Genomic DNA, 23,975 nt, shown 5'->3' on the forward strand with positions numbered 1-23,975 from the left:
AATAATTCAAGTGAATTTGTTTGAAAGAAGAACTTTAAAAGCTTTATTTTCACCCGATAAAATACCCATAAAACAAGAGGAAGCTCATTTGAGCTTCCTCTTGTAAAAAATTGTGGGACAGCAATGGTGCCATAGCACCCTTTTTCTTATTCTCAAGGATATAAATCATAGAGGTTGAATGGCCTCTACTCTGTTAATTGGTATCACTTCCTCGTTCCATATTTGCACCATCACGGTTTTCATCACGAGAATTCGAATCACAGGCAGTTAAACCCAGTACAGCAAATACTGAAAATGCCATCAACCATATTTTCATGTTATAACCCTCTGAATGAGATTTGGTTGAAAGATCATCGCTTAAAACAGAGGTTACACAGTAGACAGATCCTGTTCATTTTTTGTCAGGCAATGTGTAGGTACAATAAAAAACGCATCCGAAGATGCGTTTTTTACAACTTGAAAAGCTTACCAGCCCAAAGCTTCTTGCTGTTTCTTGATCAGTTCCTGAATCCCTTTTTCAGCCATGGCCAGCATGTCATTGCACTGCTCACGGGTAAATGGCTTATCTTCAGCAGTACCTTGGATTTCAATAAATTCACCTGCTTGGGTCATCACGACATTCAAGTCAGTTTGACAGTTTGAATCTTCTTCATAGCAAAGATCCAGCAGGACTTCATCTTTAAAAATACCTACAGAAATGGCTGCTACCAGACCCTTAAGTGGGTCTTGTTTGATTTTCTTTTTCTCAAGCAATACATTCATGGCATCAATCAATGCCACTGCAGCGCCCGTAATTGATGCAGTACGGGTACCACCATCTGCCTGGATCACGTCACAGTCAATGGTAATGGTATTTTCACCGAGTTTTTTCAGGTCGACCATTGAACGTAGGCTACGACCGATCAGACGCTGGATTTCTTGAGTACGGCCACTTTGTTTGCCGCGAGCAGCTTCACGATCACTACGGGTATGTGTTGAACGTGGCAGCATGCCATATTCCGCTGTTACCCAGCCTTGACCCTGACCTTTCAGGAAACGTGGTACAGAGCTGTCCACACTGGCAGTACACAGCACTTTGGTATGACCAAATTCAACCAATACGGAACCTTCCGCATAACGTGTATAGTTACGGGTAATTTTCACTTCACGTAATTGATCTAATGCTCGTTGGTCGATACGCATAATAGGTCCTGCTGTTGACTAAAAATAATTGCGGCTCAGTATAACAGAAGCCTCCGCCAAGATTGGAACAGAGGACAGATCATTTACAAAATCACTGGACACGCTTTGCTTATATAGATTTTTCAGTCCATCTTCGCTACTGCGATGAGCAGATCTTTTTTGCTAAACTACAGATCTGCCGAAGGAAAATCCCTATGTCTTTACGTGAAGAACGCAAGCAACAAAGCCGCCAGGCCCTCCTCGATGCTACCTTGGCATTGAGTAGCCGTGGCCATGCCTTTAGCAGCATCAGCCTGCGTGAAATCACTCATGAAGTCGGACTGGTGCCTGCCGCATTTTATCGACACTTTCAGAATATGGATCAGTTGGGACTGGAACTTCTGGATCAGGTTTCAATTCATCTCAAAGGTGTGCTGAGTCAGTTGGGACCTGCAGATTTTTCTCTGGATGAGCTTTCAGCCAAAATCGAACTGTTTTTTCAGGCAGTTGATGCCCATCCTGAAGCCTGGACATTTGTCAGTGCCGAACGTTGGGGCGGTTCAAACATCCTCAGACAAGGCATTGAGCGGGAAATTCATTATCTGACCCAAGATTTGCGGCATACCCTGGAACAGATTCCAGCCATCCAGCAATCTCCTTCTCCAGCCGAATTAACCGCACTGGCACAGATCCTGGTTCCTCTCGCATTGAACTGGGCTATGGGCTGGATTCAGCTTCAGGCACAGCCTGATCCTGAACTGCGACAAACTCGGATAAATGACTTCAAAGCGCAAAGCCTAAAGCAGTTAGAACTGTTATTTCGTGGAATTTTATCTCAAGCCTGAGATCTCATCTGAGTGAAATCTATTTCACAGTTCAATTTTATCCTGACATAAAAAACCCGCATATAGCTGCGGGTTTTTAGATTCATGCAGATCTGGTGTTATTTAGCTTTACGCTCTTTTTCAACCAGATAATTCACCACCTGAACCACTTTGGCATCATCACCCTGAACCACATACTTACCATTTACGGTGACCGCTGGTACACCGCTCAACTGATAAGTCGCAGCCAGATTTTTGGCCTGTGCGATTTTTGAAGAAATCGGGAATGATTTATAAGTGGTATTAAATTTCGCTTCAGAAATACCATAACGGGTATAGAACTTGGCTAATTGAGCCTGTTCCAGAATTGGCTGTTTCTTCGCATGAATATCATGGAATAGCTGCAAATGTGCTTTTTGACGAACACCTAGAGCTTCAGACACATAATACGCACGAGCTGCCTGTTCCCATAGTGGATTCATTGCGGCTGGGGTACGTACAAAACGTACATCTTTAGGCAATTTTTTTAACCAGCTCTGCATATGTGGTTCAAGAGAATAGCAGTGACCACAGCCATACCAGAAGAATTCACGGACTTCAATTTTCCCGGGCTTTTCAACTTTTACTGGATTCGCCAGGACTTGATAGTCTTGACCTGCTACAAAGTTGGCGGCCATTGCACTGCCAGAAAATGCCAAAACAGATGCGGCTACAGTGCCTAAAATAAATTTTTTCATTGGGATTATCGTCCTCTAAATCATTATGTCTAATTTATGGCTTCACTATAAAGTAATTATGCCGGTTTCGTTTTTATTCTGTGAACTTTTTTACAGCTTTTATCGCTTTTTTTTCCAGAATCGCTACACTAAACAAGTGTACTGATTTACAAGAAGTTAAATCTGTTTATACCGCCTCTGGGCGAACTTAAATTTTAAATAATCACGACTGATTGAGGTAACACCGATGTCGCAATTGAATGTTGATCCACAAGAAATTGCCAAGTTTGAAGCATTTGCAGCTATATGGTGGGATCAGCATTCCGAGTTCCGCCCATTGCATATGATCAATCCGCTACGTCTCAACTGGATTGATGAACATGCTGGTGGCTTGAGCGGCAAGAAAGTGCTGGATGTGGGCTGTGGCGGGGGCATCCTGTCAGAAAGCATGGCGCGCCGTGGCGCTCAGGTGCTGGGCATTGATATGGGCGAAGCGCCACTGAATGTGGCACGCATCCATGCTGAGCAGGAAGATGTTAGCAATATTGAATACCGTCAGATTCCGGTAGAACAGCTGGCAGAAGAGCAAGCCGGTCAATACGATGTGGTTACCTGTATGGAAATGCTGGAACATGTACCTGATCCAGCCTCTATTATTCAGGCCTGTTATAAACTGGCCAAACCGGGTGGTCATGTCTTCTTCTCGACCATTAACCGTAATCCAAAATCTTATCTGTTCGCGATCATTGGTGCAGAATATATCCTGCGTATGCTGGCCAAAGGTACACATGATTACAGCAAATTCATCAAGCCTTCTGAGTTGGCGCACGACATCCGTAATGCCGGTTTAAAACTGAAAGATATGACTGGCCTGCATTATAACCCGCTGACCAAGCGTTACTGGCTGGCACCGAATGTTGACGTGAACTATATGGTGTATACCGTTAAAGAAAACACGCAAGAGGCTGCCCAATGAAGGCGGTTCTATTCGACCTCGATGGTACTTTAATTGATACCGCAGCTGACTTTATCCGGATTATCCAGCATATGTGCCGTGAAGCCGGCCGTGACGTGGTGGAAGCTGATCTGATCCGTACCCAGGTTTCAGAAGGTGCACGTGCTATGGTCAAATTGGTCTATCCGGAACTGCAACTGGAAGACCCGGTTTTCTTGGATCATCGCCAGCGTTTTCTGGATATGTATGGTGCAGATATTGCTGTGGATACAGACCTGTTCAGCGGAATGTATCCTCTACTTAAAGAATTAGAGGAAAATGATATCCCTTGGGGAATTGTGACCAATAAACCGCGCTGGTTGAGCGAAACTTTACTCAAAGCTTTAAACCTGACCGAGCGCTGTGCCGTACTGGTCTGTCCGGAAGATGTGACCCGAACCAAGCCAGATCCGGAGCCGATGTATCTGGCTGCCGAGCAGCTACAGCTGGCTGCAGAAGATTGTATTTATGTCGGTGACCATCCACGAGATATTGATGCAGGCCGCAATGCCAAGATGTATACCATACTGGCAGCATACGGTTATTTACCACTGCAATACAAAGATGACTTAACAGCCTGGCAAGCCGACTATATAGTGAATACAGTGAATGAGTTACACCAGCACATTCAAAAACTGGTCTTGAGCGAGCCAAGTGTCCTGTCTTGATTCCTGAAACTACTGAAGACACTTAACAATAATAATGAGGAGGTAGATAATGAGGTATTCAGAATATCAACCTCGCCCCGATCTGTTAAAAGATCGTATCATCCTGATCACGGGTGCGGGCGATGGCATTGGTCGTGCAGCAGCAATCAGCTATGCCCTGCATGGAGCAACTGTAGTTCTGCACGGGCGTACTTTAAACAAGCTTGAAGTCATCTATGACGAGATTGAAAGCTTGGGTGCACCGCAACCTGCCATTCTCCCATTACAGTTATCTAGCGCCTCTGAACGTGATTATGAATTATTGCTCGACACGCTCGATCGTCAGTTTGGCCGTCTGGACGGGATTTTGCATAATGCCGGTATTTTAGGCGAGCGAGTGCCACTGGCAGATTATCCGGTTAATGTCTGGGATGATGTCATGGCAGTTAACCTTCGTGCGCCTTTTGTGATTACCCAAGCCCTGTTACCTCTGCTGGAAAAATCCAAACATGCTTCGGTGGTCTTTGCCAGTTCCGGCGTAGGTCGTGAAGCCCGGGAATGCTGGGGCGCTTATTCAGTTTCAAAAATTGCCATTGAAGCAGTGAGCCAGTTATTTGCCAAAGAACGGGTCAATTCGAATATCCGTTTTAACTGTATCAATCCAGGCGCTACACGTACGGCAATGCGTGCCAAGGCTTATCCGAATGAAGATCCGAAAACCTTACCGACACCGGATTCCATCATGCCAGCCTATCTGTACCTGATGGGTGAAGATAGCTTGCATATGAACGGTCAAAGTATTGATGCGCAGAACTAAGCTTTAATTGACGCCTATTTAAAAGCCAATGTCCGCATTGGCTTTTTGTTTTTAAACTCTATAAAGATAAGGTCCATTTGACAGCTGGCTATTCTTCTGCCCAATTCATCCAGATTTCAGACTGAATCAGCCAGACCTTTCTTATCTCTACAATACTGTCTTTATTCAGTTCGCTGCAAATTCCCCTATACTAGCGCCAACAGATTTTTATTTGAGTGCAACATGACTGACTTAAACAACATCACCGTGACGACTTTGGAAGATGGCATGGTCTCTCTGCTGGTCGATCAGCAGCCGATCTCTGAAAAATACGGCATGAAGTTTGATGCCAGCATTGTCGATGACATTCAGGCACTCGAAAATGGTCAAAAACTGAAACTGTTTGACCAGTTTGTCTTTTCCCATACCGATCTGAATTTTGAACATTCCTATCATTATGTGACCGGTATCGAAAAGCTGGGCGATCGTTATCAGGTAGCGAAACACTTTGTCTATCGCATCAAGATCGAAGGTCAGCCTGAAATTGAACATGTGATTAGCAATCAGGGCAAAGCAATGACAGCAGAAGATGTGCGTACTTTTATTCAGGCACATGTACAGAAATCCCTAAGTGACTATACTGATCTGAACTATGCCTATTAAGATCGTTCATTAGATCCCGAAAGAGCGCATTTACGGATAGTGCGCTTTTCTTATCCTTAAATTCTTTAAAAAAAAAGATATAAATCGTTTTAATGAATCAATAATATAAAATTATTCGGTTTTCCAAATTAATATAAAATTTTTATAATGCTTTTCAAGTTAAATCAAAGCGAAGGAAAATTTAATGGCAGACCAAAAACGTAAAACTGAAACTATTCGTCGTATTGAAAACTTGCAGTTATCAACTGCCCTGATTTTGGCTTTAGAAGATGCAGTCGAGGCAGAGTCTGTGGCTGAAGCCATTCAGTCCTTACAGGGTTTAACGGAACAGTGGAATTGAAAAATTGCAATGACCGAATCAAGATCTGGTGCTTAAAAAGAATATTTTTCCACTAATTTGAGACGGTTTTGATACACAATTCAGGACATTGCGCTTGCATCTTGATCCCGGTTTTGCTGAAATGCCAATGGGGCTGGGCATAACTGGTCAACTGACTGAAGTGCATCCTAAGCTTATGTAAAATCATGGCATAATCATAATTTCTCTGTAATTGATATAAAACTTCAGCCAGTTCTTCACAGTTTCTCTGCAATTTTTCCGTACATTAGTTACTGTAGAAAATGAACAATTGAATGAGGGTTCAACATGAAAAAGGTTCTGGTAGCATTGGCGATGTCCTGCAGTGCATTCATGCTGGCAAATGTTGCAAACGCTGCCCCTCATTTCAATGATGAACAGCGTATGGAACGGGGTCCGGGTCATCATCAGGCCAAGAAATCGCGTGAGTTCCATGACGATCACCAAGACCAGTATGATAAACGTCGTATGCGTGAAGAACGTGGTGTTAAACGTCTGCAACAGTTACGCTGGCAGCCTGGCTATGTCATGCCGCAGCATTATCGCAGTAATGGCTACAAGGTCGAATATAAGGACCATAAACTGCCTAAACCAGACCGTAAGCAGCAATGGTACAAAGTCAACAATGACTACATTCTGGTGAACTCTGAAAATAACAGTATTGTCCGGATTATCGGAGACTGATTTAGAACCTGATGCAAAGCCCAACCTCGTTTGGGCTTTTTGATTTTTCGGATGAGCCTTTTTAGGCTTTTTCTTATTTTAGAGCTTTCCTTTTAATCGTGGCTAATCTCCTAAATTCCTTCATGAATTTAACAATTCCACTAAACTGGCCTCACGCTTTCTATCTACTTATTCGCTAATTTAATCTCATCGAAAACATGTACAGATTTTTAGGTGAGAGCCATGAAAAAAGTTTTAACTACAATTGCCTTATCTCTTAGTGCGCTGGTTGCTACTTCTGCAATGGCAGCACCGCAGCATCATGATCCACGTTATGCACCGCATAAACCAGCACCGCACTGGAATCATAAAGATGCGAAAAAATGGGATGACCGTCGTTACAACAGCCGTGGGGTTAACCCAAGCCGTGACTGGCGTGTAGGTCAAAAACTGCCAAACCAGTATGACAACCGTCGCTTTGAAGTCAGTGGCTATGAAGCACGCCGTTTGCCGAAAGCAGGTAAAAACCAGCAATGGTATAAAATCAATGGTGACTATGTACTAGTCAACGATCGTAATGACAAGATTGTTCGAATCATCAACTAATCATTCTCTTTTCTGCCCTTCTAGCAGACACCTGAAGCTCGCTTCAGGTGTTTTTTTATATCTGTACTTCCACTTCAGTATTTTTTCATTAGAATCAAAGCTAGATCTTTAAATATTGAAATAGGCACAGCTATGACTGCAGCAGAAACCTCACCGAGCAACACCTTGCAATATGTGCACTGGTTTCGCCATTCTGCGCCTTATATCAATGCTCATCGCAATAAAACCTTTGTGATCATGTTTGATGGTGAAGCGGTATTGCATGGCAACTTTCAGCACATCATTCATGATATTGCCCTGCTCAATTCTTTAGGAATCCGTCTGATTCTGGTGCATGGCGCACGTCCGCAGATTAACCAGAATCTGGCTGCGAGTGGTTTCGAGACCCCTTTCCACCAGCAGCGTCGGGTGACGACACGTGAATCCTTAAGCTGTGTACTGAATGCTGTAGGATCGATCCGTTTACAGATTGAGGCGCTATTATCGATGGGGCTGGCTAACTCACCCATGTATGGTGCGCGCATTGATGCCGTTTCTGGAAATTTTGTTACGGCCAAACCTTATGGCATCCGTGACGGGGTCGATTTTCAGTTAACTGGTGAAGTTCGGGCGATTGATACTGATGCGATTCAACGTCATCTGGACAATCATAATATTGTGATTCTCGGTCCGACCGGCTATTCAACCACAGGTGAAGTTTTTAACCTTCTAGCTGAAGAAGTCGCAACCAAAACTGCGACTCGTCTTAAAGCCGATAAACTGATTATCTTGGGTCGACAGCATGGTCTGCTCGACAGTAAGGGCCAGTTAAAACGGGAAGTAACCCCACAGCAACTGGATGACTATATTCTTTCTGATGAACAGGATATTGAAATTCGGCTCCAGCTCAAGGCCGCTCAGGAAGCTTCCCGAAATGGCGTCAATCGTGTTCATCTGATTTCGTATACCTATGACGGCGCCTTGCTGGAAGAACTGTTCACCCGGGATGGTTCTGGCACCATGATCACCGATGCGCATTATGAAGAAGTGCGTATGGCCGATATTCAGGATGTCGGTGGCCTGATCCGTTTGCTCCGCCCCTTAGAAGAAGAAGGTATTCTGGTTTACCGTTCGCGGGAGCGTCTGGAAAATGAAATTGACCAGTTCGCGGTAATTGAGCGTGACGGCATGATTCTGGCCTGTGCTGCCCTGTATCCGATTCCGACTACGGGCAATGAACTGCGTTCCGCAGAAATCGCCTGCGTTGCAGTAGATCCAAGTTACCGTCAATCCAACCGCGGTAGCCAGATCCTGCATTATCTGGAAGATAAGGCCAAAAGTCTGGGTATTCAGCAACTGTTTATTTTAACGACCCGTACTGCACACTGGTTTCTGGAACAGGGCTTTGAACCGGCATCAGTAGATGATTTGCCCGATGCCCGACAGGCTTTTTATAATTATCAGCGCAATTCAATTGTCTGTAAAAAGTCACTTTAAAGTGACTTTTTTATGCGCTCTCATATCTTTATTTTAGATAACGTTATTCATAAAACCTACATTTGGCATAAAAATCTTATTGCTGATTTTCTAATAAGCATATCTGACCACTTTATTTAGAATAAATAATTTTATATTTCATTATCTTATATAAATAATTCTTTGTTCTAAAATTAACGTATAAATCACTTTCCTGCATAAGTTTTGCACTTTTTTATTTATCTTTTTTCTTCATTAGAAATTCCTGAATAGTTATTTTTTTAGAAAAGTAAAAAGCTTTAGCGTATGCCTAAGTTCTTCATTTCACATTTCTAAATTTTCAGGAGTTCTAATTCATGCGCCAATCACATATTCAATTATTCACAAAAACTGCGGTTCTCAGTGCTGCGGTGGCTGGCGTGATGATGCTTTCTGGCTGTGGCAAAAAACAGGAAGCCGTGACCCTGAATATTGGTTTCCAGAAATATGGCGTACTGCCGATCTTAAAAGAACGTGGCACCTTAGAAACGTCATTAAAAGAACAAGGCGTGAATGTGAAATGGGTTGAATTCCCGGCTGGTCCTCAGTTGCTTGAAGGCTTGAATGTCGGCAGCGTATCTTTTGGTGAAGCCGGTGAAGCGCCACCGATCTTTGCTCAAGCAGCGAACTCAAATCTGGTCTATGTGGCCAATCAGCCTGAAGCACCGAAAGCTGAAGCGCTAATCGTACAAAAAGATTCTAATATCCAGTCAGTTCAGGATCTGAAAGGCAAACGTGTTGCCTTGAATAAAGGCTCAAATGTTCATTACTTACTACTCAAAGTCCTTGAAGCTAATAATCTGAAACTTAGCGATATTGAAGTGGTTTACCTGCCACCTTCTCATGCCCGTGCCGCTTTTGAACGCGGTGCTGTCGATGCCTGGGTCATCTGGGACCCGTTCTTCGCTGCAGCAGAACATCAGATTGGTGCGCGTGTCATCGCAACAGGTGAGAACATCGTCAGTAACCATCAGTTCTATCTGGCAGATCGCAAGTTTGCTGAAGCCAATCCACAGATTATTGAAGCTGTCGTGAATGAACTCAACCTGACCACTGAGTGGGTCTCTGCTCATCAGGATGAAGCAGCCAAACTTCTGGAAAAACCGACAGGTCTGGCCTTTGATGTATTGAAAACGTCTATTTCACGCATGGGCTTTGGAGTAAAACCACTCACTCCCGAAGTGGCACAAAAACAACAACAGGTGGCTGATGCTTTCTATGGCCAGCAACTGATTCCAGCAAAACTTAATATTCAATCAGCAGTTTTAACGAAGTAAATCATAGGACAATTTAGGGGATTTAATCATGACTCAACATCAGCTACACAACAAAGCAATCACATGGTTCAAGACCTCCAGTCATGGGATGAACGCTGCATTAGTTGCTTGCGCGATGTTGGGTTCAAGTGCCGCTTGGGCAGTGGATCCTTCAGTTAAACAGCTGCGTGTAGGTTATCAAAAAGCCTCTGTGAACCTGGTCATTGCCCAGCAGCAAAAGCTGTTGGAAAAGGAATTTCCAAATGCAAAAATCAGCTGGAATGAATTCCCAGGTGGACCGCAAATTCTAGAAGCACTGGCGGTAGGTTCTATTGATGTGGGTGCAACTGGAGATACACCTCCTGTCTACGCTCAGGCAGGCAATAAGCCATTGCACTATTTTGCTTATGAAACTGCAAAACCTTTATCTTCTGCCATTCTGGTCCAGCACAATTCCAAAATTACCAAGCTGAGCCAGCTCAAAGGTAAACGTGTCGGTGTGCACCGTGGTTCAAGCTCACATTATTTACTGGTGCAGGCAGTACGCAAAGCGGGTCTGCAATGGACCGATATCCAGCCGGTCTGGTTAAGCCCTGCTGATGCGCGTGCAGCTTTCCAGAAAGGGGCGATTGATGCCTGGGCGATTTGGGATCCGTACTATGCTGCGGCTCAAGTAGAAGATAAAGCCAGAGTTTTATCTTCAGGTAAGGGCTTAAGTCCAAATTACACCTTTTACTTGGCTTCAGAAAATTTAATCAAAAATCATCCGCAAGCATTAAAAGGCATTATCAAGCAGGTCAATGTTGCAGATAAATGGGTACAAAGCCATAAGGCTGAAACTGCAAGCATCTTTGCACAAAGTACCGGTCTAAAACCGATTGTCAGCCAGACCTTTATCCAGCGTCGTCCGAATCCGTCTGGTGCTGCACCGCTCACCAAGAAAGTAGTTGCTGATCAGCAAGAACTCGCAAACCGTTTCAGCGAACTCAAGATCATTCCGAAATCTATCAATATTCAGCAAGCCGTTTGGGCAGGCAAATAATCTAAGGATCAAAGACATGAAAATTTTCTGGTTTATCCCGACACATGGCGACAGCCGCTACTTAGGTACCAGCAAAGGTGCACGCCAGGTCGATCATGCCTATATGAAGCAGATTGCGGTTGCAGTCGATAATCTTGGTTACGAAGGTGTATTAATCCCGACTGGCCGTTCATGTGAAGATCCATGGTTAACCGCAGCCAGCCTGATTGATGCCACTAAAAAACTGAAATTTCTCGTGGCGCTGCGTCCAGGTGTTACTACGCCTGCCCTGACTGCACGTATGGCTGCAACCTTTGACCGTCTGTCTGGTGGTCGTGTATTGCTGAACCTGGTGACGGGTGGTGATGAGCAAGAACTAAAAGGTGACGGCGTTTATGAAGATCATGCAACACGCTACAAGACTGCGGCTGAATACACGACGATCTGGCGTGAAATCCTGACCCGTTCACATACCGGCGAAAGCTTCACTTTCCATGGTGAACGCTTAAGTGTGGATGATGCCAAACTGCTTTATCCACCGATTCAAAAACCATATCCACCACTCTGGTTCGGTGGTTCTTCAGATGCAGCCGTTGAACTGGCCACTGATCAGGTTGACACTTACCTGACTTGGGGTGAGCCGCCTGCAACAGTGAAAGAAAAGATTGAAAATGTGCGTGCCAAAGCGGAAGCGAAAGGTCGCAAGCTGAGCTACGGTATCCGTCTGCATGTGATCGTGCGTGAAACCAATGAAGAAGCATGGAGAGCAGCAGATGAGCTCATCCAGTATGTGGATGATGCCACCATTGCTGCTGCACAAGCGAAATTCAAGCAAATGGACTCTGTCGGCCAACGTCGTATGGCTGAGCTGCACAATGGTGACCGTAGCAAACTCGAAGTGTCTCCAAACCTGTGGGCAGGTGTAGGTCTGGTACGTGGCGGTGCAGGTACAGCATTGGTCGGCGATCCAGAAACTGTCGCAGCACGCATTCAGGAATATGCTGATCTAGGTATCGATACCTTCATTTTCTCAGGCTACCCACATCTGGAAGAATCCATCCGTTTTGCGGAACTGGTATTCCCCTTACTTCCACTTGAAACTCAGCAAAAACTGGCTCAGCCAAACCTGACTGGTCCATTCGGTGAGATTGTGGCAAATAACTACACTCCAGATGAGAACAAGAAGGCTGAGAGTATTCAGGAGCCAGCTTAATGTCGAAAGTCGTTTCAGTTGAAACCCTCGCAGAAAAGAAGGTTTCACGTGGAACACAGCTTGGGCAGCGTTTGCTGCCCTGGTTAGTTCCTGTCGGATTAATTCTACTCTGGCAAATCGCGTCGAGTACCGGTTTGCTGGAAAGCCGCATTTTGCCTGCACCAAGTGCCGTAGTCATCGCGTTCTGGAATTTGCTGCTCAGCGGTGAGTTATGGACACATGTCAAAGTGAGTGCTGGTCGTGCCTTAAGTGGTTTATTAGTAGGCGGTGGTCTAGGGCTAATTTTGGGTCTTCTGAATGGTTCATCCAAAACGGCTTCTACCCTGCTGGATACCACCTTACAAATGATCCGTAACATTCCGGCTTTGGCCTTAATTCCACTGGTCATTCTCTGGTTCGGAATTGATGAATCAGCCAAGCTGTTTCTGGTCGCTATTGGTGTGTTCTTCCCAATCTATATCAATACCTATCATGGGATTCGCTCAGTCGATCCCCAGCTGATCGAGATGGGCAAAAGCTATGGCCTGACTCGCTGGCAGCTTTATAAAGAAATCATCCTGCCAGGGGCAATGCCTTCAATTCTGGTCGGTCTGCGCTTTTCACTCGGTCTGGTCTGGGTACTGCTGATTGTGGCGGAAACGATTTCTGCCCAGTCCGGTATCGGTTATATGACCATGAACGCGCGTGAATTCCTGCAAACTGATGTCGTACTGGTGGGTATTTTACTGTATGCCCTGCTCGGTAAACTGGCAGATATCCTAGCCGTGGCCTTAGAACGATTCCTGCTGCGCTGGCATGCTGGCTATCAAAAATAATTGAAAAAATATTGAGGAGCATGTGATGACTGATCTCAGCTTAGGGCGTCTTGCCAATGATCCGACTGCAGTGCAGGAGCCTGCTGCAACCGACATCAATCCCAATGCCGTTGCGGGTGCCGAAATCATTATTGAACAGCTGCACAAGTTCTATGGTTCGGTGAAGGTACTGGAAGATCTGGACCTGCATATTCAGCCGGGTGAATTTCTGGCGATTGTTGGACGTAGTGGCTGTGGTAAAAGTACCCTGCTCCGTCTGATTGCAGATTTAGAAAAACAGAGCTATGGCGAAATTAAATTCAAGTCCGCACGTCATATCCGTGAAGGCATCACCGCTGATGATATCCGCGTGATGTTCCAGGATCCGCGTTTATTGCCATGGCGCAGCATCGAACAGAACGTGCAACTCGGCTTACCCAAAGACCAGCATGACAATGCATCACAAATGCTGGAGAAAGTCGGCTTAAAAGAAAAAGCCGGGCTTTGGCCTTCACAACTGTCTGGTGGTCAGCGTCAGCGTACAGCTCTGGCACGTGCCTTGTCACATAAGCCGCGTATTTTATTACTAGATGAACCACTTGGTGCGCTGGATGCCTTGACCCGTCTGGATATGCAGAACCTGATTGAAAAATTATGGACTGAACAAGGCTTTACCGCGATTCTGGTCACCCACGACGTGAGTGAGGCCGTACAACTGGCAGATCGGATTATCCTGCTGGATAAAGGCCATATTGCCAAAGAGTTCAAAGTTGATCTGCCACGTCCACGACAAAAGAATGTGAAATTCGCCGAACTTGAACAGCAGGTTCTGAATGCCGTTCTGGCAACCTAAAATGTGAGGGAATCCAGAATAGCTGTTTATTCTGGATTCCTTATTTCGAATCAAGAGAATATCTGTCTCACTGATTATTTATTCAGCAATTGGCAAAATTTCAACTTAATTCATTAATTTTATTTTAACTTTATGATACTTCAAGGTAATAATTACCACTTAAAAAATCATCAACCTTTTCAAAAGCTTGGTTTTTAATTCCTGCGCTTTAAACCGATACTAATTGTATCTTTAATCTAAAGAATAAATCATCATTATTCATAAAATTAGCACCTGACTTGATGCACAAATCTGATGATTTGACGTACAATGAAAAATTCCCTTTTTTAATTGTTTTTAATATTTGCTGATGGAACAAAAAAAGAGTACTCAGAAACGCAACCAGCTGCTGAATGCTGCACTCGATGTTTTTTCCCTATACGGTTTTAATGGGGCGAGTTTAGATGAGATCGCGCAAATTGCAGAAATGCATAAGTCGAATATTTTCTATTATTACGAAAATAAAGAGGCGCTCTATGTAGAGGTTTTAACGACCGTTCTACAAAAATGGCTGGCACCTTTACAAATGCTGGAAGCTGATCTTGAGCCTGAAGAAGCGATTACCAATTATTTGATGCAAAAAATTGAAGTATCGCGTACCCAGCCTAAAGCTTCACGCCTGTTCGCTCTGGAAGTGATTCAGGGTGCGCCGCACATTTTAGAAATCTTAAAAGGTCCATTGAAAAAACTGGTCAAGCGTAAAGCCAAAGTGATTTCAAACTGGCAGGAACAGGGCAAGATTTCTAAAGATATCGATCCTGAACTGCTGATTCTGAATATCTGGGCCGTGACCCAGAACTACGCAGATTTCGCGACCCAGATGGAAATGATAACAGGCAAGACCTTGCGTAACCGCAGCATGCAACAACGGATCATCCAGCATACTGTGCATATGATGCTGTACGGCGTACTTCCGCGTACACAAGAAAAATAGGTCAACGCAAAAATCATTTGGCATACGACCATAAATTTTATGGTCGCCGACCCCTTCTCTCACCCTTTATTATTATTTTAACGTTTGATATAAATTCAATAATTTCTGCGCACCCAGCAGCAGATTCTCTTCCCAGTCCAGATGAGCACTATCATCTGCACCGTCAGTAATATATTTGACTGAAATCAGACGCACATCCAGTTTACGGCACACCTTGGCCAGTGCATAGCCTTCCATATCCACCAGCTGACAAGCCACTTTTGGTAAACTTGTTTCAAAGCTATCCCCTGTTCCACAAACCCCTTTCGGTAAATGGGCAAAGAACGGCTCCAGATCAATTGCGCCTGGCAAATGATCATCCATCGGGGTAATACCTACTTCAAATCCTAGTGGTGAAACATCCATATCACGTTGTACAAAACGGTTAACTTCAACCAGTTCATGCGCCTTGAAATGGGAACTGCCTGCGGTGCCCAGATTAATCAGGGTCTTACAGCGAGTTTTCTGAATCACTTCAAAAGCCTTAAAAGCAGCATTCACCTTGCCGATGCCACTATAGTGGACTTCTACACCTTCTGCTTCGAACAAACCTTTGGATTCACTGGCCAATGCCATAATGAGCGCTGAATCTGACATGCAAACTACCCGAGACTGAGAAAACCGTGACATTAGAAAGCAAAATCCGGACAATGAAAAGCGGGTTTTTAGATTTCTGTTTTGCGATCTTTCACTTAAAAAACCACAGAAGATTCTTGAATGGCACACTTTCTTCTTAATGTGTTTCGTGATTTTTCAATAATTTTTTTGCATAAAAACACAACAACAAGACGAATCGTTGAGATTATGGCAATATATAGCCTTTCCTATTTTTCAATTCCCTGATTTCGCCTATGCAGCTGCTCCGTCTCAATGCTTTAGCGTCACATTCTGAATTGCCAAAAACCGCCGTTACAATTGGTAATTTTGACGGCGTGCATCTGGGTCATCAGGCCATGATCAAACAGTTAAAAGCTGTTGCAGAAGCTGAGCAACTAAAAACTGTTGTGATGATCTTCGAGCCACAACCGCTTGAATTTTTTAAAGGTTATGAAGCACCGCCGCGTATTTCCTCTTTGCGCGAAAAAGTGGAATATTTAAGCGAACTGGGTGTGGACTATATTGCGGTCGCCAAGTTTGATCATCATTTTCGTAGCCTGAGTGCTGAAGCCTTTGCCGACATTCTGAAAGATAAACTGAATGCAGCACATCTTGTCTTAGGGGATGATTTTCACTTTGGTAAAAACCGTCAAGGTAATAGTGAATTCCTGCGAGATTATGGATTTAAGGTCACCAACCTGCATACCATTGCCTTGGATGGTGAACGGGTCAGTTCTACCCGCATCCGTCAGACCCTGCAAGCGGGTGACCTGGCTCTGGCAGCCAAATTACTGGGACGCCCTTATAGTATTACCGGCCGGGTGCAATACGGCGACCAGATTGGCCGTACCATTGATTTCCCGACCATTAATGTCCGGTTAAACCGGCATAAACCCTGCCTGCAGGGCATTTATGGGGTTGAAGTCGTCTGTGAAACCGGATCACTCAGCGCCAAGGTTCAGCAGGAAAATCCTGAACAGCCGGGTATTGCCGGCTATGATCAGGGCAGCCTGTTTGGTGCCGGTCATGTGGGTACCCGCCCTGCGATCAAACAGACTCATCCGGAATGGCGATTAGAAGTACATTTTCCTGATGTTTCTGCTAATCTGTATGGCCTGTTAATGCGGGTAACCTTCTTGAATTATCTGCATGGCGAAAAAGATTATCCTTCGCTTGAAGCGTTAAAGGCCGGAATTGATGATGATGTTGAGAAACTGCTTGAGTTTCGTCGAAAACACCCCACATTTCCCTTTTAATGTCCCGTATTTTTATTGTAAAACGTGTCAGTCTAATGACTGATTAAATTGGAAGACAACTTGCATGAGCGATAAGCAAACTCCTGAAAATGCAGTGGATTATAAAGCCACGCTGAACCTCCCAGGTACTGACTTTGCAATGAAAGCAAATCTGGCAGTACGTGAAGCGAAATGGTTAGAAGAGTGGTATGCCGATGACATTTATCAGCAGATTCGTGCATCGCGAATTGGCAAGAAAAAATACGTGCTTCATGATGGCCCTCCATATGCCAATGGCCAGATTCACTTAGGTCATGCAGTCAACAAGGTACTTAAAGACATCATCATTAAAAGCCGCATCATGGACGGCTTTGATGCGCCTTATGTGCCAGGCTGGGATTGTCACGGTCTTCCAATTGAACTGAAAGTTGAAGAAAAAGTCGGTAAGGTCGGCGTTAAAGTGGATGCGCCTACTTTCCGTAAAGCTTGCCGCGAATATGCATTGAGTCAGGTGGAGCTACAGAAAAAAGACTTCATCCGTATGGGCGTGTTTGGTGACTGGAGCAATCCTTACCTCACCATGAACTTCAAGCAGGAAGCCAATATCGTGCGTTCACTCGGTGAAATCGCGAAAAATGGCCATATCCAGCCAGGTCTTAAACCGGTGAACTGGTGTCTGGACTGTGGTTCAGCACTGGCTGAAGCTGAAGTTGAATATGAAGATAAAAAGTCAGACGCGATTGACGTGGGTTTCACCGTGGTTGATCTGGCGGATCTGTCTGCACGTTTAGGTATTGAAGTTAAAGACTCAACCGATATCGTGATCTGGACGACTACGCCTTGGACCCTGCCTGCGAACCAGGCGGTTGCTCTGCACGCTGAAATTGAATACCAGTTGGTTGTTGCACGTGGTGAAGATAAAGCGGCGCAAAACTTTATCCTGGCTAAAGATCTGGTTGAATCTGCGACTGAACGTTATGGTTTTAACGCGGTTGAAGTGATTGCCGATTTTGCCGGTGCGAAACTTGAGAATTTGGTACTGCAACATCCTTTAATTGCTGAGCGTCAAGTGCCAGTCATTTTGGGTGAACACGTCATCGCAACCAGCGGTACCGGTGCTGTACATACTGCGCCTGGCCATGGTGTGGACGACTATAAAGTTGGTCTGCTGTATAACCTGAAAGTAGATAATCCAGTGGGCGGTAATGGTGTGTATTTACCGACTTCACCACTATTTGCAGGCGAACATATCTACAAGGCCAATCCACAAATTATTGCGGCGCTTGGCGAAGCTAACAAGTTATGGGCACATAAGCCGATCAAGCATAGCTACCCGCACTGCTGGCGTCATAAAACGCCGATTATCTTCCGTGCGACTCCACAATGGTTCATCAGCATGGATGAAAAAGGTCTGCGTCAGGGCGCATTGAATGCCATTGAAAATGACATCAGCTTCGTTCCGGATTGGGGTAAAAACCGTATCCAGGCAATGATCGAAGGCCGTCCGGACTGGTGTATCTCACGTCAACGTACTTGGGGCGTGCCAATCCCATTCTTCGTGCACAAAGACACCAATGAACTGCACCCGCGTACACCTGAACTGATCGAAGAAGTGGCTAAACTAATCGAACAGGAAGGTATTGATGCCTGGTATAACCGTGAAGCGAAAGACTTCATTGGTGATGATGCTGAGCAGTACAACGCGGTTCGCGATACCTTAGACGTATGGTTTGACTCTGGTACAACCCACTATGCAGTGCTGCGTGACCGTGAAGAATTGACCGATCCGGCTGATCTGTATCTTGAAGGTTCTGACCAACACCGTGGCTGGTTCCAGTCTTCATTATTGACCTCTATGGCAATCAATCAACGTGCGCCATATAAAGGTCTGCTGACTCACGGTTTCGTGGTTGATGAGAAAGGTCGCAAGATGTCGAAATCGCTGGGTAATATTATTACTCCGCAAGACATTATCAAGAACATGGGTGCAGACGGCCTGCGTTTCTGGATCGCTTCAGCAGATTACCGTTATGAAATGACCGCAGGTAAAGAAATTTTTAACCGTGCATCAGATGGTTACCGTCGTATCCGTAATACCCTGCGTTTCTTGCTGGCAAATTTGAATGGCTTCAATCCGGAAACTGATGCCCTACCTGTAGATCAACTGATTGCACTGGATCAATACATCCTGCAACGCGCCAATGATGTACAGGAAACCATCAAGAAAGCATATGAAGATATGAACTTCCATATCGTGACCAATGCTTTGACCAACTTCTGTATTAACGACCTCGGTGGTTTCTACTTAGACATTATCAAAGACCGTCAGTACACTACTAAAGCAGACTCGCAGGCACGTCATTCTGCGCAAACTGCGCTGTATCATCTGGTACAAGCCTTTGTACGCTGGATGGCGCCAATTCTGAGTTTTACTGCTCAAGAAGCATGGTCATTGATTCCGGGTCAAAGCGAGAAATATGTCTTTACTGCTGAATGGTACGATATTCCAGTTTCAGCACAGGCAAACCTGTTATCTGAAGCAGACTGGCAAACCCTGATTGCAGTGAAATCTGCGGTGAACAAGCACATTGAAAATGCGCGTAACGAGAAACTGGTAGGTTCAAACCTGTCTGCCAAAGTTGAGCTGTGGGCCAATGATGAACTGAAAGCTGTTCTAGACCGTCTGGGTGATGAGCTGCGTTTCGTTCTGATCACTTCTCAGGTGATCGTGAATCCGTTTGATGCTGCTCAAGGCAATGACGCTGAACTTGAAGGCCTACGCGTGAAAGTATCTGCGGCAGATGGCGAGAAATGTGTACGCTGCTGGCACGTGCTTCCTGATGTGAATACACATGCCTCACATCCAGGACTATGCGGTCGTTGTATTATTAACCTCCCGAGCGGCCAAGGTGAAGAGAGAAAATATGCCTAACCCACAGCAGAAAAAGGGTCTGTTCCAGTTCTATCCTCACAATTTGTGGTGGATCGGACTGGCTATTCTGGCGATCATTCTAGATCAATGGACCAAATGGATTGCGGTAACACATCTGGAATATGCAGATCCGGTGCCCGTCCTGCCCTTTTTAAATTGGACACTGTTACATAACTATGGCGCTGCCTTTAGTTTCTTGTCCGATGCCGGTGGCTGGCAACGTTATTTCTTTACCTCACTTGCAGGTTTAGTGTCTGTGGTTTTCGTGTTCTGGCTGATGCGTATGCCAAAGAGCATGAAAGTCTTGCCACTAGCAGTTGCCCTGATTCTGGGTGGTGCTATTGGTAATCTGATTGATCGCATTTCTTTAGGTTATGTGGTCGACTTTATTCATGTCTATTATCAGAACAGTCACTTCCCTGCTTTTAATATTGCGGATAGTGCCATTACTTTAGGTACGATTCTGCTGCTGATTGATACGTTTTTCCTGGAAAAACACCGAATTCAACGTGCACAGGCGCAACATGACTGATTTTATTAATCCTAACGAGGAAACTCGTGTTGAAGACGGCTCTAAAGTCGAGCTTCATTTTTCTGTCGCGATCGAAAGTGGCGTAGAAATTGACAATACCCGTAGCCGTGAAGAACCGGTAAGCCTGACCATTGGTGATGGCAACCTATTACCAGGTTTTGAAAAAGCTTTAATGGGCTTACGTGCTGGTGACCGTCGTACCGTCAGCCTTCCGCCCGAAGAAGCTTTTGGTCCGTGGAATCCTGAAAATGTCCAAAAATTTGATACGGTGAAATTCGGCGAACGTCCGATTGAAGGTCACATGATCGAGTTTGAAGACAAGGCCAAATCGACTTTGTATGGCGTGGTAAGATCCGTGAATGATGACATCACTGAAGTGGACTTTAATCATCCACTTGCAGGTAAAAACATCACCTTTGAAGTCGAAATCTTCAAAGTCACTCCGGCTGGCCAGCAAGGTGTGAAGCTGATGTAATTTCAGCTAATCACATGATTTAAAAGAGCTCCTTCGGGAGCTTTTTTAGTTTCTGGATACAAATCCTCTCTAGTGTCTGTTCAGAAATCTGATTAATTTAATTTGATGAGAATGCGATAAGAAAGGGAAAGATATGAAAATTTATATTGTGGTTGGCAGTGTGCGTGAAGGACGTACAGCAATTAAGGTCGCACATTGGGTACTACAGGAAATTAAAAAATATGGTTTTAGCACGCTTGAAACCGAACTTGTCGACTTAAAAGAATGGGATCTTCCGCTTTTTGCTGGTTCTCATCCCCCATTGACCGGTATTTATGATCAGCCGAAACAGCAGGAATGGGCTGACTTTATTGCCCTTGCGGATGCATTTATTTTTATCAGTCCCGAATATAACCATGGCTATAGCCCGGCATTAAAAAATGCGCTGGATTATCTGGCCAAGGAATGGCAAGGCAAGCCGGCAGCCTATATAGGTTATGGCGTCACTAATGGCTCACGTTCCATTGATCAGATCCGCCAGGTCGGCACTCAGCTCGGTATGGTGGATACCAATGCGATTGTAGAGCTGCGAGACATTTTTAGTCGCAATAAAGACTACAGCTTTGAAGGAAATGAATTCGACAATAAAACACTCAGAGATGTCGTGGATAAGCTGATCCAGTATGTCAGTGCCTGAGGACGACAGCGATGTGCGCTTTAGCCTACAGGCAGCGCAGAATTTGTCGGCTATTCTCACTTTCAGTTCAAGGCTATAGTTTGATTCATAGACAGACAGGAAGTCTGCAAAGCGATACAACAACAATAAAAAGCGCAGAGTAACAGGACGTTGACAGGTCAGACAGGAGTCAGATCTGAGAAGCAAATCCAGAAAAGCCTCAACAGGATGTTGGGGCTTTTTTGCATTTAAAATCTGGTATTTTTCTTCAAAAAATCAGATCTCTACATTAAAGCCTAAATTGACATCACAGGCTGCTTGCCCACCGCGGATTCCCCAATTTTCCAATGGACTTTCCTGCAGATGAATCAGAATATGATCAGACGGAATACCCAGTTTTCCCAAGCTTTCTACACAATCTGCTGATACAGTTTGTGCTTAGTCTCCAGACTCCGGCCAGCGAAGCAGTCAATACTGATCAAGGTAAAGTATTCAGGTTGAGCCAGATGAGTCATCTACTGAAAACGATGGGCTTCATGTGCCACCAGCCGGATATTACGGTCGTAATCAGGCAGTTGAAAGGCATTTTTCACACATTGAAATACACTGTCGAGTAACTGCTCTTCATCAGCTTGGGAATACTGTTGCCGGACTTCAATTTGAACGGTAGGCATGTGCTTCTCCTTTTTATTATTTTATTGAATTCTTTTAGATATTTTTTATTGAATAAAGAGATGAGCTTCAATAAGGCCTTCTATCTCTACTATATCGCAAAGTTATCCTGATAACTTGGGATTTGATCGGATAAATATTTTCAAGTGAGTTTGTCGCCTCTGGCCTACAGCAGATGCGGTCAATGCCTCTACTCGGTTCTTCTAACTCAGGTTATATTGAGTGCATACCAAGACAGGAAGTCTTGCAAAAACAAGAATAAAACATCGGCAGGATGCTGATCGATACCGGAGGAAAGGTATCTGAGCTAAATTTGAAAAGGCCCTCACAGGAGTTGGGGCCTTTTTCTTTCATTCTGATATTAACTATTTAGCTTTTTACTGAGGGGCGGTCATCTTAAGCAACTTGGCTTTTGGACCATCTTCAATCACCCAGAGTGAGCCATCTTTGGCCTGAATCGCACCACGAATCCGCTCTTTCATATCCAGTCGCTGTATTTCTTTAACAGGGCTTTGAGTAGTATCAATCACGATCATTGCCTGAGAAGACAGACCTGTAGCAATGGCTTTATTTTTCCATTGAGGAAAGCTATTACCAGTATAGAACAGCAAGTCTGAAGGAGAAATTACTGGAGTCCAATCTAGTGCTGGTGCTTCAAACTCTGGTCGGATGCTGTGATCTGGAATCGGCTTGCCATCATAATGATCCCCATTGGAGACGATCGGATAGCCATAATTTTTGCCTTTTATCACTTTATTCAGCTCATCACCGCCTTTAGGACCCATTTCAATCACCCAAAGCTGCCCTTGTGGATCAAATGCCAAACCGAGAGGATTACGGTGTCCCAGACTCCAGACCTGCTTGGCAATTTCGCCCTGATTCATAAATGGATTATCGGAAGGAATTGAACCATCGTCATTCAGACGAATAATCTTGCCGGCATTGGAGTTCATGTCCTGGGCTGGATTAAATTGCTGACGTTCACCCGAACTGATCCAGAGCTTATTGTCTGAGCCAAAGATAATCCGGTGCCCATAATGACCCTGTCCGGAAGAAAATTTCGGTACCTGAGTCCAGATTTTTTTGATCTGAGTGAGTTGAGGGGGGCTCTTGGTGAGATCTAGCTTGCCACGAACCACGACTGCACCATAGCCACCCTGCCCCTGTTCGGCATAACTGAGATACACCCACTGATTCTTGGCAAAGTCAGGATGGAGTGTGATATCGCCTAAGCCCCCTTGTCCGCCATAGGCCACTTGAGGAATACCCTGAACAGTTTGAGTGCTGCGATTGGCTGGATTAAATAATTTTAATTTTCCTGATCTTTCGGTAATCAGTAAGCGTTGATCTGGGAGCTCAGTCAGTGCCCATGGCTCATTCAACTGCGTAAATTCTTCAACTTTATAGGCTTGCTGTGTGGTTTTGACAGTGGATTGTCCAGCTGGGGATGCTGAAGTCTTGTCTTGGGCACAGGCAGTCAGGCTATAGGAACCCAAGCCTAATAATAAAATTGCTGCTATTTGAGTCTGTTTCATTGTTATTCTTCATGCTAATTTCATTCAGATAAGTGCCAATTTAGCATTCCAGACAGCGGCTAAAATAATAAAAAAGTAAAGGAATCGTAAGCGGATATAACTTGATCAGATAAAGATAGCTGATGTATTGATTGGATTTTTTATTACTTGGATTCTCAAATGAAGTGCAACAGAGATTAAATTATTGGAAGGAAGCAAGATGAGCTAGCATTTTGCTTCCGACCGACCAAAGTCAAAGTTGCATCATGAACTATACTCATCTTACTCAAGA

25 protein-coding genes and 1 pseudogene are annotated in these 23,975 nt (G+C 44.7%); 20 read left to right on the forward strand and 6 right to left on the reverse strand.

Features of this window, described 5'->3' with window-relative positions; genetic code table 11:
• Positions 1–193: 193 nt before the first annotated feature.
• Together FTV31_RS17365 and rph are read right to left on the reverse strand one after the other, a co-directional pair.
• Positions 194–316, reverse strand: a complete 123-nt coding sequence (locus FTV31_RS17365) for a hypothetical protein (RefSeq protein ID WP_005232802.1) — start codon at positions 314–316, stop codon at positions 194–196.
• Positions 317–465: 149 nt separating this feature from the next.
• Positions 466–1,182: a ribonuclease PH gene (gene rph / locus FTV31_RS14155; protein ID WP_004781384.1), complete on the reverse strand. Its 717-nt coding sequence runs from the start codon at positions 1,180–1,182 to the stop codon at positions 466–468.
• Positions 1,183–1,376: 194 nt separating this feature from the next.
• On the opposite strand from rph, the gene FTV31_RS14160 reads away from it, so the two are divergent.
• On the forward strand, positions 1,377–2,006 hold the full coding sequence (locus FTV31_RS14160) for a TetR family transcriptional regulator (RefSeq protein WP_180015453.1): 630 nt from the start codon (positions 1,377–1,379) through the stop codon (positions 2,004–2,006).
• A gap of 98 nt (positions 2,007–2,104) precedes the next feature.
• Here the strand turns inward: FTV31_RS14160 and FTV31_RS14165 are convergent, their stop codons facing one another.
• The gene (locus FTV31_RS14165) at positions 2,105–2,722 is read right to left on the reverse strand and encodes a thiol:disulfide interchange protein DsbA/DsbL (protein WP_004781380.1); all 618 of its coding nucleotides are present in this window, start codon (positions 2,720–2,722) and stop codon (positions 2,105–2,107) included.
• A gap of 226 nt (positions 2,723–2,948) precedes the next feature.
• Here FTV31_RS14165 and ubiG point away from each other — a divergent pair, with 226 nt between their 5' ends.
• From ubiG to FTV31_RS14235, 14 genes are all read left to right on the forward strand, one after another.
• On the forward strand, positions 2,949–3,677 hold the full coding sequence (ubiG, locus tag FTV31_RS14170; RefSeq protein ID WP_159124177.1) for a bifunctional 2-polyprenyl-6-hydroxyphenol methylase/3-demethylubiquinol 3-O-methyltransferase UbiG: 729 nt from the start codon (positions 2,949–2,951) through the stop codon (positions 3,675–3,677).
• Positions 3,674–4,363, forward strand: a complete 690-nt coding sequence (locus tag FTV31_RS14175) for an HAD family hydrolase (protein WP_180015455.1) — start codon at positions 3,674–3,676, stop codon at positions 4,361–4,363. Before ubiG ends, FTV31_RS14175 begins: the two co-directional genes overlap by 4 nt.
• Positions 4,364–4,412: 49 nt before the next feature.
• The gene (locus FTV31_RS14180; RefSeq protein WP_180015457.1) at positions 4,413–5,159 is read left to right on the forward strand and encodes a YciK family oxidoreductase; all 747 of its coding nucleotides are present in this window, start codon (positions 4,413–4,415) and stop codon (positions 5,157–5,159) included.
• A gap of 222 nt (positions 5,160–5,381) precedes the next feature.
• Complete coding sequence (locus FTV31_RS14185; RefSeq protein WP_180002558.1) at positions 5,382–5,801, forward strand: hypothetical protein; 420 nt, start codon at positions 5,382–5,384, stop codon at positions 5,799–5,801.
• A 184-nt stretch (positions 5,802–5,985) separates the two neighbouring features.
• Entirely contained in the window at positions 5,986–6,141 is a 156-nt protein-coding gene (locus tag FTV31_RS14190; protein ID WP_004781372.1) for a hypothetical protein, read from the forward strand.
• A 306-nt stretch (positions 6,142–6,447) separates the two neighbouring features.
• The gene (locus FTV31_RS14195) at positions 6,448–6,843 is read left to right on the forward strand and encodes an RcnB family protein (protein WP_034704024.1); all 396 of its coding nucleotides are present in this window, start codon (positions 6,448–6,450) and stop codon (positions 6,841–6,843) included.
• 222 nt (positions 6,844–7,065) lie between these two features.
• Positions 7,066–7,428 carry an RcnB family protein gene (locus FTV31_RS14200; RefSeq protein WP_180015459.1) on the forward strand — a complete coding sequence of 121 codons (363 nt, stop codon included), beginning with the start codon at positions 7,066–7,068 and terminating at the stop codon, positions 7,426–7,428.
• A gap of 132 nt (positions 7,429–7,560) precedes the next feature.
• Positions 7,561–8,904: an amino-acid N-acetyltransferase gene (argA, locus tag FTV31_RS14205; protein WP_180015462.1), complete on the forward strand. Its 1,344-nt coding sequence runs from the start codon at positions 7,561–7,563 to the stop codon at positions 8,902–8,904.
• Between the two features lie 335 nt (positions 8,905–9,239).
• Positions 9,240–10,199 (forward strand): sulfonate ABC transporter substrate-binding protein, encoded by a 960-nt coding sequence (locus tag FTV31_RS14210; RefSeq protein WP_180015464.1) that lies wholly within the window; start codon positions 9,240–9,242, stop codon positions 10,197–10,199.
• Positions 10,200–10,227: 28 nt separating this feature from the next.
• A complete protein-coding gene (locus FTV31_RS14215) occupies positions 10,228–11,220 on the forward strand; it encodes a sulfonate ABC transporter substrate-binding protein (RefSeq protein ID WP_180015466.1) in 993 nt (330 codons plus the stop codon).
• 16 nt (positions 11,221–11,236) lie between these two features.
• Positions 11,237–12,412 carry an FMNH2-dependent alkanesulfonate monooxygenase gene (gene ssuD, locus FTV31_RS14220; RefSeq protein ID WP_180015468.1) on the forward strand — a complete coding sequence of 392 codons (1,176 nt, stop codon included), beginning with the start codon at positions 11,237–11,239 and terminating at the stop codon, positions 12,410–12,412.
• Positions 12,412–13,227 (forward strand): aliphatic sulfonate ABC transporter permease SsuC, encoded by an 816-nt coding sequence (gene ssuC, locus FTV31_RS14225; protein WP_180015469.1) that lies wholly within the window; start codon positions 12,412–12,414, stop codon positions 13,225–13,227. The genes ssuD and ssuC overlap by 1 nt, the downstream gene beginning before the upstream one ends.
• A gap of 25 nt (positions 13,228–13,252) precedes the next feature.
• Positions 13,253–14,059, forward strand: a complete 807-nt coding sequence (locus FTV31_RS14230) for an ABC transporter ATP-binding protein (RefSeq protein WP_180002555.1) — start codon at positions 13,253–13,255, stop codon at positions 14,057–14,059.
• Positions 14,060–14,408: 349 nt separating this feature from the next.
• Positions 14,409–15,032, forward strand: a complete 624-nt coding sequence (locus FTV31_RS14235; RefSeq protein ID WP_180015471.1) for a TetR/AcrR family transcriptional regulator — start codon at positions 14,409–14,411, stop codon at positions 15,030–15,032.
• A gap of 72 nt (positions 15,033–15,104) precedes the next feature.
• Here FTV31_RS14235 and FTV31_RS14240 read toward each other — a convergent pair whose 3' ends face one another.
• Positions 15,105–15,668, reverse strand: a complete 564-nt coding sequence (locus FTV31_RS14240) for a 5'-nucleosidase (RefSeq protein WP_180015473.1) — start codon at positions 15,666–15,668, stop codon at positions 15,105–15,107.
• A gap of 254 nt (positions 15,669–15,922) precedes the next feature.
• Between FTV31_RS14240 and ribF the strand changes: the two genes are divergently transcribed.
• The 5 genes from ribF (at position 15,923) to FTV31_RS14265 (ending at position 21,518) form a co-directional block, all read left to right on the forward strand.
• Positions 15,923–16,924: a bifunctional riboflavin kinase/FAD synthetase gene (gene ribF / locus FTV31_RS14245; protein WP_104426775.1), complete on the forward strand. Its 1,002-nt coding sequence runs from the start codon at positions 15,923–15,925 to the stop codon at positions 16,922–16,924.
• A 64-nt stretch (positions 16,925–16,988) separates the two neighbouring features.
• Positions 16,989–19,835 (forward strand): isoleucine--tRNA ligase, encoded by a 2,847-nt coding sequence (gene ileS / locus FTV31_RS14250; protein ID WP_180015475.1) that lies wholly within the window; start codon positions 16,989–16,991, stop codon positions 19,833–19,835.
• A complete protein-coding gene (lspA, locus tag FTV31_RS14255; protein ID WP_004781354.1) occupies positions 19,828–20,367 on the forward strand; it encodes a signal peptidase II in 540 nt (179 codons plus the stop codon). The genes ileS and lspA overlap by 8 nt, the downstream gene beginning before the upstream one ends.
• Complete coding sequence (locus FTV31_RS14260; protein WP_125278879.1) at positions 20,360–20,842, forward strand: peptidylprolyl isomerase; 483 nt, start codon at positions 20,360–20,362, stop codon at positions 20,840–20,842. Before lspA ends, FTV31_RS14260 begins: the two co-directional genes overlap by 8 nt.
• Positions 20,843–20,975: 133 nt before the next feature.
• Positions 20,976–21,518 (forward strand): NADPH-dependent FMN reductase, encoded by a 543-nt coding sequence (locus tag FTV31_RS14265; RefSeq protein ID WP_005232867.1) that lies wholly within the window; start codon positions 20,976–20,978, stop codon positions 21,516–21,518.
• A gap of 255 nt (positions 21,519–21,773) precedes the next feature.
• Here FTV31_RS14265 and FTV31_RS17520 read toward each other — a convergent pair.
• Both FTV31_RS17520 and FTV31_RS14280 read right to left on the reverse strand, forming a co-directional pair.
• A pseudogene (locus FTV31_RS17520) lies at positions 21,774–22,171 on the reverse strand (tautomerase family protein).
• A gap of 375 nt (positions 22,172–22,546) precedes the next feature.
• Complete coding sequence (locus tag FTV31_RS14280; protein WP_180015479.1) at positions 22,547–23,704, reverse strand: PQQ-dependent sugar dehydrogenase; 1,158 nt, start codon at positions 23,702–23,704, stop codon at positions 22,547–22,549.
• Positions 23,705–23,975: the final 271 nt, after the last annotated feature.

The organism is Acinetobacter sp. YH16031, from assembly GCF_013417335.1.
Taxonomy (GTDB): Bacteria; Pseudomonadota; Gammaproteobacteria; order Pseudomonadales; family Moraxellaceae; genus Acinetobacter.